Raw genomic sequence first — 13878 nt, 5'->3', positions numbered from 1 at the left:
CTCAGCCCAGGACCGGCAGCCCGTGCCCGGCCCCGGACGGCGCCGGCACGCGCCCCGCCCCGGCGAGCACCACCACCTCGTCGGTCCACCCCGCGGGCAGCGGGCCCGCGGCGAGCGCCTCGACCGTTGCTCGCGCCAGGGCGAGCGCGCCGACCGGCGGCGCCTCGTCGACCAGCAGGTCGAGCTGGTGGACGACGTGCTCCACGGCCCAGGCCGCCAGGAAGTCGCCGGGGGCGAAGACGTGCCCCTGCCACAGCAGGTGCTCGTCGCGGCACGCCTCGACCCCGCGGAGCAGCGCCCGGGCGACGTCCTGCAGCTGGGCGATCGCCGACGACGGGCGGGCGAAGGCAGCGGCGCGCCGACGCTGGGCCATGAGGGCCGCCACCGGGTCCTCGTCGCCGTACTGCTCGCGGAACGCCGTCCAGTACGACGCCGCGTCGACCGTCGGCTCCGCGTCGACCGGCGAGACCAGCCCGCCGAGCATCTCGTGCCAGCCGGCGACCACGTGGACCACCACGTCGAGGCGGGTCCACCCGCGGCACCGGGAGGCGTCGAGCAGCTCGATCTCCTCGAGCCCGGAGGCGGCGTGGACGAACGCCTCGACCGACTCCGCGCAGGCGCGGCGCGCGTCGTCGACGACGACGGTCAGACCCATGCCACCACCGTAGTCCTCGAGGCCCGGCGACCCGGGTGGCAGCCGAGGACGGACGCGTGAACCGACAAGGCCGAAACGGGTGAGCGAGGGCGCGCGCAGGACTCATCCAGGTCGTGCGACGCACATCGACCCGACGCGATCGGTGAAGGGCGCGCGTGCTTCCCGAGCGCCCCGAACCTCGACGCGCCATCGCGCCGAGCTGTGCTGTCGCTAGCGCAGCTCGGCCGGCGTCGGCCAGGGGTTGAGCCGGCACCCCTGGGTGCCCTTCGACTGCTGCTGCATCACCGGGGCGAGCGCGCCCGGGCGCGGGCAGCCGGCGTGGCCCTTGCCCAGCCAGTGCCCGGTCTCGTGGTTGACGACCATGTGCCGGTAGTCGCGGCGCGACTCCCCCGCCGCGTTCCAGGCCGGGGAGGCCCCGAGCCAGCGGTCCTGGTTGATGATCACCCAGCGACCGACGCGACAGCTCCACGTGGCGCTGCAGCCGCTGCTGTACGACGGCACGCGCCCGGCCTCGGCGAGCACCAGGGTGAAGGAGCCGCCGCTGCCGACGGGACGGAACACGACGCCCGTGCCACGCCAGCCGCGGGCGTCGTCGAAGGTCTGCTGGGCCTGGCGGCGGAACTCGCCGACGTCGGCGCGCACGCGGCCGTCGACCACGACGCTGTAGGTGACGGTGCGGCGCACCCCGACGCGGTGCTTGGCCCGCACCGGGGTCGACCGCGCCGTGCCGGGCCGGTGGTGGCGCGCGCGGGCGGTGACCTCGACGCGGATCTTGCGCCCGACGTCGTCGGGCCGGACGGCGTAGCGCGGCCCCGTGGCGCCGCGCACCGGCCGGCCGCCACGGAGCCACTGGTAGCGCACGCGGTCGGGGGACGTCGACCACCGGCCGGGACGGGCGCGCAGGGTGCCGCCGTACCGCGTGCTGCCGACGATGCGCGGCGCCTTCCGGTTGAGCAGCGGGGCGGCCGCGACCCGGGCGCCCGGCGCCGAGACCGCCCGGCCCGTCGTCCCGTCGCCCGCCGTGGCGGTGACCTCGACCTGCACGCGGTAGCCGACGTCGGCGCCGGCCAGGCGGTAGGTGGTCGTCGTGGCGCCGGCGACCGGGCGTCCGCCCCGCAGCCAGCGGTAGCTCAGCACGACGTCGGACGGCGACCACGTGCCCGGCACGGCGGTGAGCACCTCGCCGAAGACCGCCCGGCCGCTCACCGCCGGCGGCGCGGTGGCGACCGGCGCCACGGCGGCTGCCGCCGTGGGGACCACGCCCGGGCCGAGCAGGGGCAGGACGGCGACGACGAGGGCCAGCAACCAGCGGGTGCGCACCCGCCCAGGGTAGGGAACGGGCTCGGCTCCCGACGGCGATCGGCCACAGGACCTGGGACCCGAGCCCGTTTCGGGCTCGTCGTCGCGGGCGAGGATGAGCGTGTGCACCTCCCCGACCTCCAGGACCTCAGCGACCGCGCGAGCCTCTACTCCCACCTGTCCCAACGACTGCTGGGCGAGCACCTCACCGAGCGTCTCGGCGAGTACCGCTGGGAGGCCGACACCCAGGAGGCACGGCTGTCGTTCGTCTCGCAGGAGGGCCGCGGGCGCATCGACACGACGATGTCGGTGATCGCCTCGTTGGCCCCGGGACCGCGCTCGATGCTGTGGGGCTGGGCACACCCGCAGGCGACCAACGACCTCGCCCTGCGCCTGCGGGCCTACGGGGAGGAGCACGGCATCGCCTCGCTCACCTCGCCCGAGGTCGCGCTGCCCACGACGGCGTCCGGGCCCGAGCTGCACGAGGAGATCGGCCTGGCGGCGCACGTCGTGGGTCAGGTCGCCGTCCAGGTGAGTGGTTCGAGTCCGTACTACTCCGCGCCGAGTGGTGGCGGCACACGGCTCGTGGTGATGCTGTCGGGCCACGAGTTCCCGACCCCGCGCCTCGACGAGAGGGTGCCGCTACGGGTCTCCGAGGCCTTCCAGGCCGGCCTGCCGATCTCCGACCACCGGCGCGCCTTCCACGGTCTCGCCGCGCTCGCCGGCTGGTCGCAGGAGTGGGCGCCCGACTGGTCGCAGGTCTCGATCTCCGACCCGGTCACCGGCAACGGCATCGAGGTCGGCTTCGACGAGTCGTCGCGCTTCAGCCGCCTGTCGGGGAGGCTGCGCCCGCGCGGCTGACCTCCGGCTCGCGCACCAGCACCGTGTCGCGCCGGCGGGTGCGCCGACGGTTCGGCGTGGCCGCGCCCACGAGCACGCGCACGGTCACGTCGTCGTCGGGGAAGGCGCCGTGCACGTCGGCCTCGACCACCGCGGCGGCCTCGGTCACCGACGGGAGGTCGGCACCGGGGGCGAGCTCGACGCGCAGCTCGAGAACGTCGGTCCCGCGCCGCCGGACGACGTCGCCGCGCGCCGAGGCCACCGGCGCCAGCGACATCAGCTGCGCCGCGGCGGCGTCGGCCACCGAGCCGAGGTCGACTACGAGCCGGCCCTCCGGACCGCTGCCCGACAGGCGGATGGTGGTCGTGCCGCGGCGCGGGATCCGCGCCAGGAGCCACCACAGCCCCAGCACGACGAGGACGACGCCGCCCGTGCCGGAGGCCCACGGCCACCACCCGGCGTCGACGGCCCGCGCCACCGGAGCCGGGTCGACCCGGTCGGGGTAGGACCCGGTGACCTCGAGGCAGAGGTCGAGCACGAGCAGACCGCCGGCGACGAGCAGCAGCCCGACGACGGCGACGCCGAGGCGGTCGGTGGCACGCACGCGCCTCATCGCGCACCTCCCGCCTCGCGCACGACCACCGTCACGCGCGGGACCGACGCCACGGCACGGCTCGCGGCCTCCTGGGCGGCGTCCACGACGGAACGCGTGGACGCACTGCTCGAGCCGGTCACCTCCAGGACGACGCGTCGGCGTCCGGCGCCGGTCACGGCGGCGTGCAGCACGCCCGGGGCGCGGTCGGCGGCCTCGAGGGCCACCGCGGCGACGGCGCGCGGCGAGATCCAGGTCTCGGTGTGCGCCTCGACCGCCGCGTGGGTGGGCCGGCCGCGGCCGGCCGCGGCCACCAGCAGCAGCAGGCCGAGCACGGCGACGGCGGCGGCGGCCACCGCGAGCCCGGTCGAGCGGCGCACGTCGCCGACCGCGTCGACGACGGCGGGCACCCAGGCCCGGCCGTCGAGCCAGCCCTGGCTCACGGCGAGGTCGCGCAGGAGCACGCCGCCGGCGGCCAGCAGCAGGAGAGCCACCAGCAGCGCCAGCGCGACCACGGCGGGCCGGGCGCGCGGAACGGTCGTCGTGGGCATCACTCGACCCTCCGTCGTCCGGGCTGCTCGAGGTCGGCAGGGCTGACGAGGCCGACCGTGACGTCGACGGTGCGCACCTCGACGCCGGCCATGCGGCTCGTCTCGGTGCGCACGCGATCACGGACCTGGGCCGCGACGTCGGCGACCGCGCAGGGCCATCGGCACGTGACGTGGACGTCGAGGTGGGTGCGCCCGGCGTGCGTCTCGGCCGAGGCCCGCGGGCTGCCGGACCCGACGAGACGCCGCAGCGTGCTGCGGTGCGCGACGGTGCCCGGCACGTCGAGGACGACCCGCTCGACGATCTTCTCGACCGCCCGCACGCGCACCTCGAGGGTGCCGCGGGTCTCCGGCGCCGTCGTGGCGAGGGTGTGCTCAGCCACGGGTGCGCCCGCGCAGGATCGCGCCGAGGTCGAGCTCGCCGTCGACGTGGCCGCCGAGCAGGTAGCCCGCGCCCCCGAGGACGATCGCGAGCAGGAAGCCGACCAGCCCGCCGGCGACGATCGCGATGGTCAGCAGCAGGCCGGCGATGAGGCCGACGGTCGAGGTGGTCATGTGGTTCTCCTTCGGGCGGGTGTGTTCAGAGCCGGCCGTAGCGGTGGGAGCCGGGCCACGACGACGGCAGTCGACCGACGAGGTCGGTCAGGGGGCGGGCGCGGTCGCGCACGACGCGCACGGCGCGCCGGCGGCGTCCGCGCCACGTGGTGACGACCTCGACGACCGGTGCGCCGACGGCACGGGTGTCCCGTGCCGGCCCCTCCCCCGCGTACCGGTCGTCGAGCTCTCGGAGGGCGGCGACGAACGCGTCGGCGTCGCCCCCCAGATCGGGGTGGTGCAGCCGGGCGGCTCGGCGGCGGGCCGCCCGCAGGTCGTCGTTCACCGCGATCTCGGGCCGGCCGGCGCCACGACGTCCTCGACGATCACGTCGACCGCCGCTCCCTCCGGCACGGCCTGCGGCACGGCCCGGACCGCGGCGCGCACCGCCTCGGCGGTCTGCCGGACGTCGGCGTCCCAGTCGAGCACGACGTGCGCCGAGCACCGGTCGGCGCCGAGCCGGACGCCGGCGACGCGGCGTCCGGGGAGGTAGGTGCCGATCTCGCCGGACGCCCCGCCGTGCAGCGCGCGGACGCCGGGCACGGCGAGCACGGCCGCCGCGACCAGGTCGGCCGGCTCGACCAGCGGAGCGGGTTGGTCACTCGACACGGGGCGCGGTGTCCTCGGTGCCGTCGTTCTCGCCCTCGATGTAGATGTCGTGGACGGTGATGTTGACCTCGGTGACCTCGAGACCCGTCATGCGCTCGACCGAGGCGATCACGTTGCGCCGGATGCCGGTGGCGAGGTCGGCGATCGAGACGCCGTACTCGGCGACGATGTCGAGGTCGACGGCGGCCTGGCGCTCCCCGACCTCGACGCTGACGCCCTGGCTGAGGTTGGTGCGCGAGCCCGGGATGCGCTCGCGCAGGGCGCCCACGGCGCGGGCGGCCCCGCCGCCGAGGTCGTGCACGCCGCTGATCTCGCGGGTGGCGATGCCGGCGATCTTCGACACCACGGTGTCGGCGATCGAGGTCCGGCCCTGCTCGGTGGCGAGGGTGCCCTCGGTGCGCGCGACGACCGAGGTCCCCGACGCGGCCGGGTTGGTCGCGGTCGCGGTGGTGGAACCGGTCGTCGCCTGCTTCGTCTCTGCCATGTCTCAGCCCTTTCGTTCGTGTGGACACCAGGTAGTCGTGTCGAGGCCGCCGATCGTCACGCCCGATCCGCTGTGACCTGTGCCACAGGTTCTGCCTTGAACGAGGCGGGCACAGTGGTGCGTGTGACGACCACACCAGCCTTGGAGCGGAGTGACGACGACCCTCCGAGTACCAGCCCGGTCGGGTCCCACCCGACCGGATGGCACGACGCCACTGACCAGGCCCTGGTGCGCGCGGCGCGCCTGGGCGACGACGACGCGTTCGCGGAGGTCGTCGCCCGTCACGGCCCCGCCCTCTACCACTACGCACTGCGTCTCGTCGGCGGCAGCGCGGCCGACGCCACCGAGGCCACGCAGGAGGCCCTCATCTCGGCCTGGCGCAGCCTCGAGGCCTTCGAGGGCCGCTCGTCGCTGCGCACCTGGCTGCTGCGCCTGGTGCACCGGCGAGCCGCCGACCTGCAGCGCCACCGCCGTCCGACGCCGATCGACGACGACCTGCTCTCGACCATGGCGCGACCGGCACGGGACAACCCGTTGCAGAGCGTGCTCGACGCCGAGCTGCTCGCCGCACTGCAGGCGGCCCTCGACGAACTACCGTGGCACCAGCGCGCCGCGTGGCTTCTGCGGGAGGTCGAGGGCATGAGCTACGACGAGATCGCCGAGACCCTCGCGATCCCGGTCGGCAGCGTGCGCGGCCACCTGCACCGTGGGCGCAAGACCCTGACCCTGAGGATGGAGCGATGGCGCTAGAGCCCCCGCCCGACCCGCTGCGCCGCGCCCTCGAGGCCGCGAAGGCGCAGGACTCCCCCGACGACTGGGTCGTCGTGGCCTCCACCGTGCGTGAGCGCGTGGCCGCGCTGGGCCGCGCTGCCCCGACCGAGCCGCTGCTCGTGCGCGACGCCGGCGGCGACCTCGTGCACGACGAGCACGGCTCACGCGCCGTCGTCTCGAGCCGTGCCGTGCTCAGCGCCCTGCGCCGGCTGCTGCTCACCGCGCCCACCCACGCCCCCGACGGCATCCGCCTGCACGTCGACGACGGCGAGCTGACCGGTGTCGACGTCAGCCTCGTCGGGGCCTACGGCCTCGACCTGGTCGCGCTGGCCGGCGACGTGCGCAGCCAGGTGGTCGAGGTGGTGACCGCCCTGATCGGCCCCGGCGGCCCGTTCGGTCCCGCGCAGGTGCAGATCGACGTCGTCGACGTGGTGGTCGGCGACCCGCGCGTCACCTGAGGCGGGTCACCAGAGGCGCGTCACGCCCAGAGCTGACCCTCGAGCCGGTCCTCGGCCTCGTCGATCGTGCCCTCGTAGGCGCCGGTCGACAGGTACTTCCAGCCGCCGTCGCACACGATGAACACGATGTCGGCGCGCTCACCGGCCTTGACCGCCTTCGCGGCCTGGCCGAGCGCGGCGTGCAGGATCGCGCCGGTGGAGATGCCGGCGAAGATGCCCTCGAGCTCGAGCAGCTCGCGCACGCGGCGCACGGCGTCGCGCGGGCCGACCGAGAACCGGGCGTCGATGAGCGAGGCGTCGTAGAGCTCGGGCACGAAGCCCTCGTCGAGGTTGCGCAGGCCGTAGACCAGCTCGCCGTAGCGGGGCTCGGCGGCCACGATGCGCACCTCCGGCTTCGCGGACCGGAAGAAGCGGGAGACGCCCATGAGGGTGCCGGTGGTGCCGAGACCGGCGACGAAGTGGGTGACCGAGGGCAGGTCGGCGAGCACCTCGGGGCCGGTGCCGCGCTCGTGCGCGAGGGCGTTGGCGGCGTTGCCGTACTGGTAGAGCATCACCCAGTCGGGGTGCTCCTCGGCGACCCGCTTGGCGACGCGGACGGCCTCGTTGGAGCCGCCGGCCGCGGGCGAGGAGATGATCTCCGCGCCCCACATGCGCAGCAGCTGGCGGCGCTCCTCGGAGGTGTTCTCCGGCATCACGCACACGATGCGGTAGCCCTTGAGCTGGGCGGCCATCGCCAGCGAGATGCCGGTGTTGCCCGACGTCGGCTCGAGGATCGTGCAGCCGGGACGCAGCACGCCGTCCTTCTCGGCCTCCTCGATCATCATCAGTGCCGGGCGGTCCTTGACCGAGCCCGTGGGGTTGCGGTCCTCGAGCTTGGCCCACAGCCGGACGTCGGGGCTCGGCGATAGCCGCGGCAGACCGACGAGAGGGGTGTTGCCGACCGAGGCGAGCAGGTTGTCGTACCGCATGGCTCGAGTGTCCCATCCACCGATCGGTTGACCCCGATCGTCGCCGGACGCCCGATGTGCGAGACGCGTCACGCGGAGGGACGGTGGCACCACTCTCCGCGCGATCGCGCGGCCAGCATCACCCGGGGAGCGTCACTCACACGTGACCGGACAGCTGGGCCATGCGGGTCTCGAGCGCCTCGAGGTAGGCGTCGCGCCGCGTCGGTGAGACCGCGTCGCCGTCGAGGTGGCTGCACGCCGGCAGGACGTCGATCGACAGCTTCGCCGCGCCGGCCAGGGCCCGCAGCTCGTCGAGACGGTCGCCGAACGGCGTGCCGCTGCCGGGCGAGTAGGAGCGGACGACGTCGTCGACCGCGTCGGCGTAGAGGTCGACCTTCGTGACGACGACGACCAGCCAGGTGGGGTGCGGGCGCCGCACGGCCATCGAGGCGATGCGGTGCGCGGTGACGGTCCAGTCCTCGAGCTCGCGGGCGAGCTGCTCGTCGCGGGTCGCCCGGGCGGCGCCCGTGGTGCCGGCCAGGCGTCGTCCGGTGGCCAGGCCGTTGGCCACCACGTGCAGCACGCCGTCGACGGGGTCGTCGTGGAAGACCTCGTCGAGCGCGCCGAGACGGGTGGCGGCGTTCTCGCCCGGCACGACGCGGAACCGGAAGCCGCGCAGCCGGCGTCCGCGCTGCACGCGCCGCTCCATGACGGCCGAGCCGGACTCGGACGTGCCCTCGGGCGCGGCGCGGCCGCAGAGGTGGTCGACGAGCTCGGTCTTGCCGACGCCGGTCATGCCGGTGACGGCGACCGTCGGGTAACGGCGCTGGAAGACGCCGGTCACGCGGTCGCGCTGGCGGGCGATCGCCTCGGGGACGCGGGCCATCAGCGCAGGAAGTAGGTCGGGTCGAACTCCTCGAGCGGGATGATCCGCACGCGCGGGAGCTCGGCGTTGAACGCACGGACGTCGTACTCGAGGTCGAAGTGCTGCACGCCGTCGATGGCGAGCTGGGTGCTGGTGAACTCCTTGAACCCGAGCACGCCGACCTTGCGGTCGGGGTGCTCGTCGCCGAGCAGCGCGGTGACCGACTCGGCGAAGTCGGCGTCGTGGCTGCCGAGCACGACGTCGGCCTCGGGCCGCTCGCGCAGCGCGTCGAGGGTGCGGATGATGCCGAGGTCGACGACCTTCTCGTCGGCGCGGCCCGACAGCGGCACCGGCCGGTAGTCCATGGCCAGCAGGGCCTGCACGAAGCCGGTGGGCAGCGTGCCGTTGCTGGCGTTGAGGAAGAACAGCCCGGTGACCGGCTGGCCCCACTGCTGCTCGAGGTAGGCCGTCACCCGCTCCCAGCGCGGCCGCTCCTCGGGGTTGGGCCGGCGTCCGAGCACCGAGGAACCCAGCGTGGCGTCGAGGTTCTCGCCGTCGACGAGGACGAAGGTGCGGCGTTCGGTCACGGTCCCGACCCTAGCCGGACCGCCGGCCGGGATAGTTCGACACTCGATCGACCTCTCTCGGCCGCGAGAGGTCGATGGCGTGTCGAACTATCCCGGGAAGGGGCTCAGATCGCGCCGCCGGCGACGGCCGGCAGGACGACGACCTGGTCGCCGTCGGAGAGCTCGGCGTCGAGGGAGCCGATGAAGCGGACGTCCTCGTCGTTGATGTAGACGTTGACGAAGCGGCGCAGCTCGGGGCCGGCGTCCTTGGTCTCGACGAGGCGGTCCTTGATGCCGGGGTGGTTGGCCTCGAGGTCGTCGATGAGGGCGCTCAGGGTGGCGCCCGCGCCGTCGACGGCCTTGGCGCCGTCGGTGTAGGTGCGCAGGATGGTGGGGATCCGGACCTCGATGGCCATGCTGACGTGCTCCTAGTTCTCGGCTGACGCAGGGACGACGGTGACGTCTTCCTCGGTCACGACGCCGTCGACGATTCTGTAGGACCTGAACTCCACCGGGCCGTCGTTATTCCCGTGCTCGCGCGTGCTGACCAGCACGTAGTGGGCGTTGGGCTCGCTGGCCAGGCCGATGTCGGTGGTGCTCGGGTAGGCCTCGGTGGCCGTGTGGGAGTGGTAGACGACGACCGGCTCCTCGTCGTTCGCCCACATCTGCTTGTACAGCGCCAGCAGCTCGGTGGAGTCGAACTCGTAGAAGGTCGGGCTGCCGGCGGCATTGACCATCTCGACGTGCCGCACCGGGCGGTCGCTGCCCTCAGGGCCCGCGACGATGCCGCACGCCTCGTCGGGGTGGTCGCGCTTGGCGTGGGCGACGATCGCGTCGCGCGTCGCCTGGTCGATCGTCAGCACCCTCCCAGGCTAGTCGGCCCGCGACCGGCCCTACCCACGAGGGCGACCTGCACCCGTCGTGGATCTGATCGCGAGCCCGTCGAGCCGGGGAGCCGTTGTGGCCGGCCGCCTACTTCAGACCGTGCGACACCGCATCGACCATGGTCGACTGGAGCGCGGTGAGCCAGGCGTAGAGGTCGTAGGTCTGGGCGCGGGGGTCGTCGTCGGGCAGCGACCACCAGTAGTCCTCGTCGTCGTCGGAGACCTCGAGCCGGGTGCCCAGCGCCAGTCGGACGTCGGCCAGGAACCGCAACCAGGTCATGGCCTCGTCGGCCTCGAGCTCGACGTCGATCACGAGGCCGTCCTCCTCGAGCAGCGGCGGCAGGCCGGCGTCCTCGAGCGTGTCGATGACCTGGCCGGCCGAGCGGGCCTTGCCGTCGCGCAGCGAGCCCTCGGTGAAGCGGCGGAACTCGGCGGCGGCCTCGTCGTCGTCGGGGTAGGCCGTGGGGAAGAGCCGGGCCAGCACGGGGTCGTCGGGCGGTGTGCTCGGCCCGGAGAAGTCGAGCAGCGCCTCGAGCGGGTCACGCTCGTCGACGACGGCCGACTCGTTGCGCAGCAGCTCGACCAACTGGGCGGCCAGCGAGCGCAGGAGGTCGGCCTCGAGGCCGGAGAACGTGGCGATCACCCGGCCGCTGCGCCGGTGTCGCTGGAAGCCGCTGCTCACCCCGCAGTCACTCCGACTTCGACAAGGTGGCCCACAGGCCGTACTCGTGCATGGCCTGGACGTCGCGCTCCATCTCCTCGCGCGAGCCGGTGGAGACGACGGAGCGGCCGTCCTCGTGCACCTCGAGCATCAGCTTGCTGGCCTTCTTCTTGGCGTAGCCGAAGTGCTTCTGGAAGACGAAGACGACGTAGTCCATCGTGTTGATGGGGTCGTTCCACACGATGGTCACCCAGGGCGTGGCGAGCACGGTGAGGTCGTCGTGCTCCGGCGTCGTCCCGAGCCCGGGATCCACCTCGGTAGGACTGGCGGCAGACACCCGTTCATGGTGGCACACTCGCCGAGGTGAGCGACCTCCGCGTGCACCTCGCCGACGGCGTGCTGACCCTGACGATGGACCGGCCGGCGGTGCTCAACGCGATGACGGGCGAGATGAACCTGGCCCTGTCCCAGCAGCTCGAGCGGGCGGCGTCCGACGACGACGTGCGGGTCGTCGTGGTCACCGGCGCCGGCGACGCCTTCGGCACCGGCGCCGACATCGGCGGCACCGATGCCCACGAGCGCTTCGACGCACAGGCGATGGAGGCCACCACGCGCCTCGTCCGTGCCGTCGTGGGGTGCGACAAGCCCGTCGTGGCGGCGGTCAACGGCATCGCGGCGGGCGTCTCGGCGTCGCTCGCGCTCGCCTGCGACGTGATCGTGGTGCGCCACTCGGCGGCCTTCCTGCTGCCGTTCTCCCGGATCGGGTTCATGGTCGACGGCGGCACGTCGGCCACCGTCGCGGCCGCGATCGGGCGCCCCCGCGCGATGCGCATGGGGCTGCTGGCCGAGCCGCTGAGCGCCCGGGAGGCCTACGACGCCGGCCTGGTCACGCACCTGGCCCCCGAGGAGCCCGCGACGGCGTACGACGACCTCGTCGCCACGCTCGTACGACGACTCGCGGCCGGTGCCCCGCTCGCCCAGGCCGCCACGAAGCGGGCGATCAACGCGGCCACGCTCGCCCATCTCGACGCCGCCCTCGACCGCGAGGCGGCGGGTCAGACCCTGCTCATGCGCACCGACGACGTCGCGGAGGGGATGCGGGCGTTCTCGGAGCGCCGCCGGCCGGTCTTCCGCGGCGAGTGACCGACTCCCCAATGAACGTTTGACAGTCGCGGGCCGGCCGCCGCACACTGGCTCCCCCCACCCATCCCGAGGGAGTCACATGGCTGACGACGAGGCCGGGGGCGTGAGCGCGCTGCGCGCGACGGCACACCCCGTGCGGCTGCGCATGCTGTCGCTGCTCACCGGCACGGCGATGAGTGCCGCGGAGGTCGCGCGCGAGCTGGGCATCACCCACGCCAACGCCTCCTACCACCTGCGGTTGCTGCTCGACGCCGACGAGCTGGTCGAGGCCGGCGAGGAGAAGATCCGCGGCGGCGTCGCCAAGCGGTACCGCCACCCGCACGAGCGCACCCGGCGCGCGACGTCGACGCCGGCCACGGCCGACGAGCGGGTCCACTCCGTCCGCGCGGCGGGGGCCGAGGCCGAGCGGCGCATCCGCGACCGCGTCGACGGTCCGGGCACCTTCTCCGATCTCGAGGGATGGGTCGACCCGGCCACGTGGGAGCGGGCGGTCGCCCTGCTGACCCAGGCCTCGCACCTCCTGCACGACGCCAACCGGGCACCACGCACCGACGGCACGATCCACGTCAGCATGACCTCCATCGCGTTCCGGATGGGCCCGGGGGCATGACCTGGCGCGAGTCGTTCGCCCCGCTGCACGAGCGGAACTTCCGCTTCTACTTCGCCGCGCGCTTCGTCAACACCCTGGGCAACGCCATGGCCTCGGTGGCGCTGGCGTTCGCCGTCCTCGAGGTCACCGACGACGATCCGGCGGCGCTCGGGTTCGTGCTGGCCGCCCACACGATCCCGATGGTCGTGCTGTTGCTGTGGGGCGGCGTGCTCGCCGACCGGTTCCCGCGCATCGCGGTGCTCCAGACGAGCAACCTGGTCTCGGCGGCGAGCCAGGGCGCGATCGCGCTCCTGGTGATCAGCGGCGCCGCCGAGCTGTGGATGCTCGTCGTCCTGAGCGCCGGGCACGGCGTCGCCTCCGCGGCCGGCCTTCCGGCGATGGCGAGCATGATGCCCTCACTGGTGCCGCGCGAGGAGCTGCAGCACGCCAACGCCCTGATGTCGCTGGTCCGCTCGGGCCTGGTGGTCGTGGGGCCGACCGTCAGCGCCCTGCTCGTCGTCGGCGTCGGCGCCGGCTGGGCCCTCGCGGTCGACGCTGTCGCCTGGCTGCTCAGCGCCGCGCTGCTCGGCTTCGTGAGGGTGCCGCCCCGCGAGCCGGCGACCGGGACGCCGAGCACCTGGACCGAGCTGCGCGAGGGCTGGGCGTTCGTCCGCTCGACGCAGTGGCTGTGGACCGTGGTGCTCGGCTTCGGCGTGCTCAACGCCATCCACGCCGGCCCGTGGTTCACGCTCGGGCCCTTGCACGCCAAGGACACGATCGGCGAGGGAGGCTGGGGCCTGGTGCTCTCGGCCGAGGCGGTCGGCCTGCTCGTCATGACGGTCGTGATGCTGCGCGTGCCGCTGCAACGCCCGCTGCTGTGGGGGATGCTCGGCATCTCGCTGCTCGGAGTGCCGATCATCGTGCTGGGAGCGCACCCGACGCTGGTCGTGCTCGTCGCCGCCGCGTTCGCCGCCGGCGTCGGCACCGAGGTCTTCAGCATGGGCTGGAACCTGGCGATGCAGGAGAACGTGCCCGACGAGATGCTCTCGCGCGTCTACTCCTACGACATGCTCGGCTCGTTCGTCGCCATGCCGCTGGGCCAGCTCGCCGTCGGCCCGCTGGCGCTGGCGTTCGGGACCGGCGAGGTGCTCGTCGTCAGCGGGATCGCCTACGTCGCGACCTGCCTCCTGGTGCTGCTCTCCCCCGCCGTCCGCCGCCTGCCCCGCGCCGCCCCGGAGCCCCTCGTCGCACCAGCAGAGACGTGATGGAAACACGCCCGCCGCCGAATGCCCACCGAGGTAACACGCGCGACGCCGACCCGTGACCCGCCGTAACTAGCGTCGCGACGTTCGGCCACTCCGGCCGGCGTACCT

At 74.0% G+C, this 13878-nt stretch carries 22 protein-coding genes; 6 read left to right on the top strand and 16 right to left on the bottom strand.

Going from position 1 to position 13878, the window contains the following annotated elements; translation table 11 throughout:
• Position 1: 1 nt before the first annotated feature.
• Positions 2–655 (bottom strand): maleylpyruvate isomerase N-terminal domain-containing protein, encoded by a 654-nt coding sequence (locus tag ABFT23_RS06845; RefSeq protein WP_347893574.1) that lies wholly within the window; start codon positions 653–655, stop codon positions 2–4.
• Positions 656–865: 210 nt separating this feature from the next.
• Complete coding sequence (locus ABFT23_RS06840; RefSeq protein WP_347893572.1) at positions 866–1975, bottom strand: DUF3152 domain-containing protein; 1110 nt, start codon at positions 1973–1975, stop codon at positions 866–868.
• Positions 1976–2077: 102 nt separating this feature from the next.
• Here ABFT23_RS06840 and ABFT23_RS06835 point away from each other — a divergent pair, with 102 nt between their 5' ends.
• Positions 2078–2815 carry a DUF6882 domain-containing protein gene (locus tag ABFT23_RS06835; RefSeq protein ID WP_347893570.1) on the top strand — a complete coding sequence of 246 codons (738 nt, stop codon included), beginning with the start codon at positions 2078–2080 and terminating at the stop codon, positions 2813–2815.
• On the opposite strand, the gene ABFT23_RS06830 is transcribed toward ABFT23_RS06835, so the two are convergent.
• The 7 genes from ABFT23_RS06830 to ABFT23_RS06800 are packed head-to-tail and all read right to left on the bottom strand — an operon-like array spanning position 2778 to position 5621.
• On the bottom strand, positions 2778–3398 hold the full coding sequence (locus ABFT23_RS06830; RefSeq protein WP_347893568.1) for a hypothetical protein: 621 nt from the start codon (positions 3396–3398) through the stop codon (positions 2778–2780). The two genes, ABFT23_RS06835 and ABFT23_RS06830, sit on opposite strands and share 38 nt — an antisense overlap.
• Before the next feature lie 5 nt (positions 3399–3403).
• The gene (locus ABFT23_RS06825) at positions 3404–3937 is read right to left on the bottom strand and encodes a hypothetical protein (RefSeq protein WP_347893566.1); all 534 of its coding nucleotides are present in this window, start codon (positions 3935–3937) and stop codon (positions 3404–3406) included.
• Positions 3937–4317: an Asp23/Gls24 family envelope stress response protein gene (locus ABFT23_RS06820; RefSeq protein ID WP_347893564.1), complete on the bottom strand. Its 381-nt coding sequence runs from the start codon at positions 4315–4317 to the stop codon at positions 3937–3939. The genes ABFT23_RS06825 and ABFT23_RS06820 overlap by 1 nt, the downstream gene beginning before the upstream one ends.
• On the bottom strand, positions 4310–4489 hold the full coding sequence (locus ABFT23_RS06815) for a DUF2273 domain-containing protein (RefSeq protein ID WP_347893562.1): 180 nt from the start codon (positions 4487–4489) through the stop codon (positions 4310–4312). The genes ABFT23_RS06820 and ABFT23_RS06815 overlap by 8 nt, the downstream gene beginning before the upstream one ends.
• 25 nt (positions 4490–4514) lie before the next feature.
• A complete protein-coding gene (locus tag ABFT23_RS06810; RefSeq protein ID WP_347893560.1) occupies positions 4515–4814 on the bottom strand; it encodes a hypothetical protein in 300 nt (99 codons plus the stop codon).
• Positions 4811–5137, bottom strand: coding sequence for a hypothetical protein (locus ABFT23_RS06805; RefSeq protein WP_347893558.1), 327 nt, complete (start codon positions 5135–5137; stop codon positions 4811–4813). The genes ABFT23_RS06810 and ABFT23_RS06805 overlap by 4 nt, the downstream gene beginning before the upstream one ends.
• Complete coding sequence (locus ABFT23_RS06800) at positions 5127–5621, bottom strand: Asp23/Gls24 family envelope stress response protein (protein ID WP_347893556.1); 495 nt, start codon at positions 5619–5621, stop codon at positions 5127–5129. The genes ABFT23_RS06805 and ABFT23_RS06800 overlap by 11 nt, the downstream gene beginning before the upstream one ends.
• A gap of 228 nt (positions 5622–5849) precedes the next feature.
• On the opposite strand from ABFT23_RS06800, the gene ABFT23_RS06795 reads away from it, so the two are divergent.
• Both ABFT23_RS06795 and ABFT23_RS06790 read left to right on the top strand, forming a co-directional pair.
• On the top strand, positions 5850–6371 hold the full coding sequence (locus ABFT23_RS06795; protein ID WP_347893554.1) for an RNA polymerase sigma factor: 522 nt from the start codon (positions 5850–5852) through the stop codon (positions 6369–6371).
• Positions 6362–6850, top strand: coding sequence for an Asp23/Gls24 family envelope stress response protein (locus tag ABFT23_RS06790; RefSeq protein WP_347893552.1), 489 nt, complete (start codon positions 6362–6364; stop codon positions 6848–6850). Before ABFT23_RS06795 ends, ABFT23_RS06790 begins: the two co-directional genes overlap by 10 nt.
• Positions 6851–6870: 20 nt before the next feature.
• Here the strand turns inward: ABFT23_RS06790 and ABFT23_RS06785 are convergent, their stop codons facing one another.
• The 7 genes from ABFT23_RS06785 to clpS form a co-directional block, all read right to left on the bottom strand.
• The gene (locus ABFT23_RS06785) at positions 6871–7818 is read right to left on the bottom strand and encodes a PLP-dependent cysteine synthase family protein (protein WP_347893550.1); all 948 of its coding nucleotides are present in this window, start codon (positions 7816–7818) and stop codon (positions 6871–6873) included.
• Between the two features lie 136 nt (positions 7819–7954).
• On the bottom strand, positions 7955–8683 hold the full coding sequence (locus ABFT23_RS06780) for a GTPase domain-containing protein (protein ID WP_347893548.1): 729 nt from the start codon (positions 8681–8683) through the stop codon (positions 7955–7957).
• Complete coding sequence (locus ABFT23_RS06775; RefSeq protein ID WP_347893546.1) at positions 8683–9249, bottom strand: NYN domain-containing protein; 567 nt, start codon at positions 9247–9249, stop codon at positions 8683–8685. The genes ABFT23_RS06780 and ABFT23_RS06775 overlap by 1 nt, the downstream gene beginning before the upstream one ends.
• 104 nt (positions 9250–9353) lie before the next feature.
• Positions 9354–9644, bottom strand: a complete 291-nt coding sequence (locus ABFT23_RS06770; protein WP_347893544.1) for a MoaD/ThiS family protein — start codon at positions 9642–9644, stop codon at positions 9354–9356.
• A gap of 12 nt (positions 9645–9656) precedes the next feature.
• On the bottom strand, positions 9657–10091 hold the full coding sequence (locus ABFT23_RS06765; RefSeq protein ID WP_347893542.1) for a M67 family metallopeptidase: 435 nt from the start codon (positions 10089–10091) through the stop codon (positions 9657–9659).
• A 109-nt stretch (positions 10092–10200) separates the two neighbouring features.
• Positions 10201–10794: a DUF2017 domain-containing protein gene (locus tag ABFT23_RS06760; protein ID WP_347893541.1), complete on the bottom strand. Its 594-nt coding sequence runs from the start codon at positions 10792–10794 to the stop codon at positions 10201–10203.
• A gap of 7 nt (positions 10795–10801) precedes the next feature.
• On the bottom strand, positions 10802–11110 hold the full coding sequence (gene clpS / locus ABFT23_RS06755; RefSeq protein WP_347893539.1) for an ATP-dependent Clp protease adapter ClpS: 309 nt from the start codon (positions 11108–11110) through the stop codon (positions 10802–10804).
• A gap of 26 nt (positions 11111–11136) precedes the next feature.
• On the opposite strand from clpS, the gene ABFT23_RS06750 reads away from it, so the two are divergent.
• From ABFT23_RS06750 to ABFT23_RS06740, 3 genes are all read left to right on the top strand, one after another.
• Positions 11137–11916 (top strand): enoyl-CoA hydratase-related protein, encoded by a 780-nt coding sequence (locus ABFT23_RS06750; protein ID WP_347893537.1) that lies wholly within the window; start codon positions 11137–11139, stop codon positions 11914–11916.
• Between the two features lie 79 nt (positions 11917–11995).
• Positions 11996–12526, top strand: a complete 531-nt coding sequence (locus ABFT23_RS06745) for an ArsR/SmtB family transcription factor (protein ID WP_347893535.1) — start codon at positions 11996–11998, stop codon at positions 12524–12526.
• Complete coding sequence (locus ABFT23_RS06740; RefSeq protein WP_347893533.1) at positions 12523–13770, top strand: MFS transporter; 1248 nt, start codon at positions 12523–12525, stop codon at positions 13768–13770. The genes ABFT23_RS06745 and ABFT23_RS06740 overlap by 4 nt, the downstream gene beginning before the upstream one ends.
• Positions 13771–13878: the final 108 nt, after the last annotated feature.

The sequence above is a fragment of the Nocardioides secundeburneus genome (assembly GCF_039939255.1).
Taxonomy (GTDB): Bacteria; Actinomycetota; Actinomycetes; order Propionibacteriales; family Nocardioidaceae; genus Nocardioides.
Note: the sequence above shows the minus strand (reverse complement) of the source record. Positions and strands in the feature narration are given on the sequence as shown.

Bases quoted from the DNA above. Each gene is read 5' to 3' on its own strand.
- ABFT23_RS06845 (WP_347893574.1), bottom strand. From the start codon at position 655: ATGGGTCTGACCGTCGTCGTCGACGACGCGCGCCGCGCCTGCGCGGAG.
- ABFT23_RS06825 (WP_347893566.1), bottom strand. From the start codon at position 3,937: ATGCCCACGACGACCGTTCCGCGCGCCCGGCCCGCCGTGGTCGCGCTG.
- ABFT23_RS06815 (WP_347893562.1), bottom strand. From the start codon at position 4,489: ATGACCACCTCGACCGTCGGCCTCATCGCCGGCCTGCTGCTGACCATC.
- ABFT23_RS06800 (WP_347893556.1), bottom strand. From the start codon at position 5,621: ATGGCAGAGACGAAGCAGGCGACGACCGGTTCCACCACCGCGACCGCG.
- ABFT23_RS06790 (WP_347893552.1), top strand. From the start codon at position 6,362: ATGGCGCTAGAGCCCCCGCCCGACCCGCTGCGCCGCGCCCTCGAGGCC.
- ABFT23_RS06785 (WP_347893550.1), bottom strand. From the start codon at position 7,818: ATGCGGTACGACAACCTGCTCGCCTCGGTCGGCAACACCCCTCTCGTC.
- ABFT23_RS06780 (WP_347893548.1), bottom strand. From the start codon at position 8,683: ATGGCCCGCGTCCCCGAGGCGATCGCCCGCCAGCGCGACCGCGTGACC.
- ABFT23_RS06770 (WP_347893544.1), bottom strand. From the start codon at position 9,644: ATGGCCATCGAGGTCCGGATCCCCACCATCCTGCGCACCTACACCGAC.
- ABFT23_RS06745 (WP_347893535.1), top strand. From the start codon at position 11,996: ATGGCTGACGACGAGGCCGGGGGCGTGAGCGCGCTGCGCGCGACGGCA.
- ABFT23_RS06740 (WP_347893533.1), top strand. From the start codon at position 12,523: ATGACCTGGCGCGAGTCGTTCGCCCCGCTGCACGAGCGGAACTTCCGC.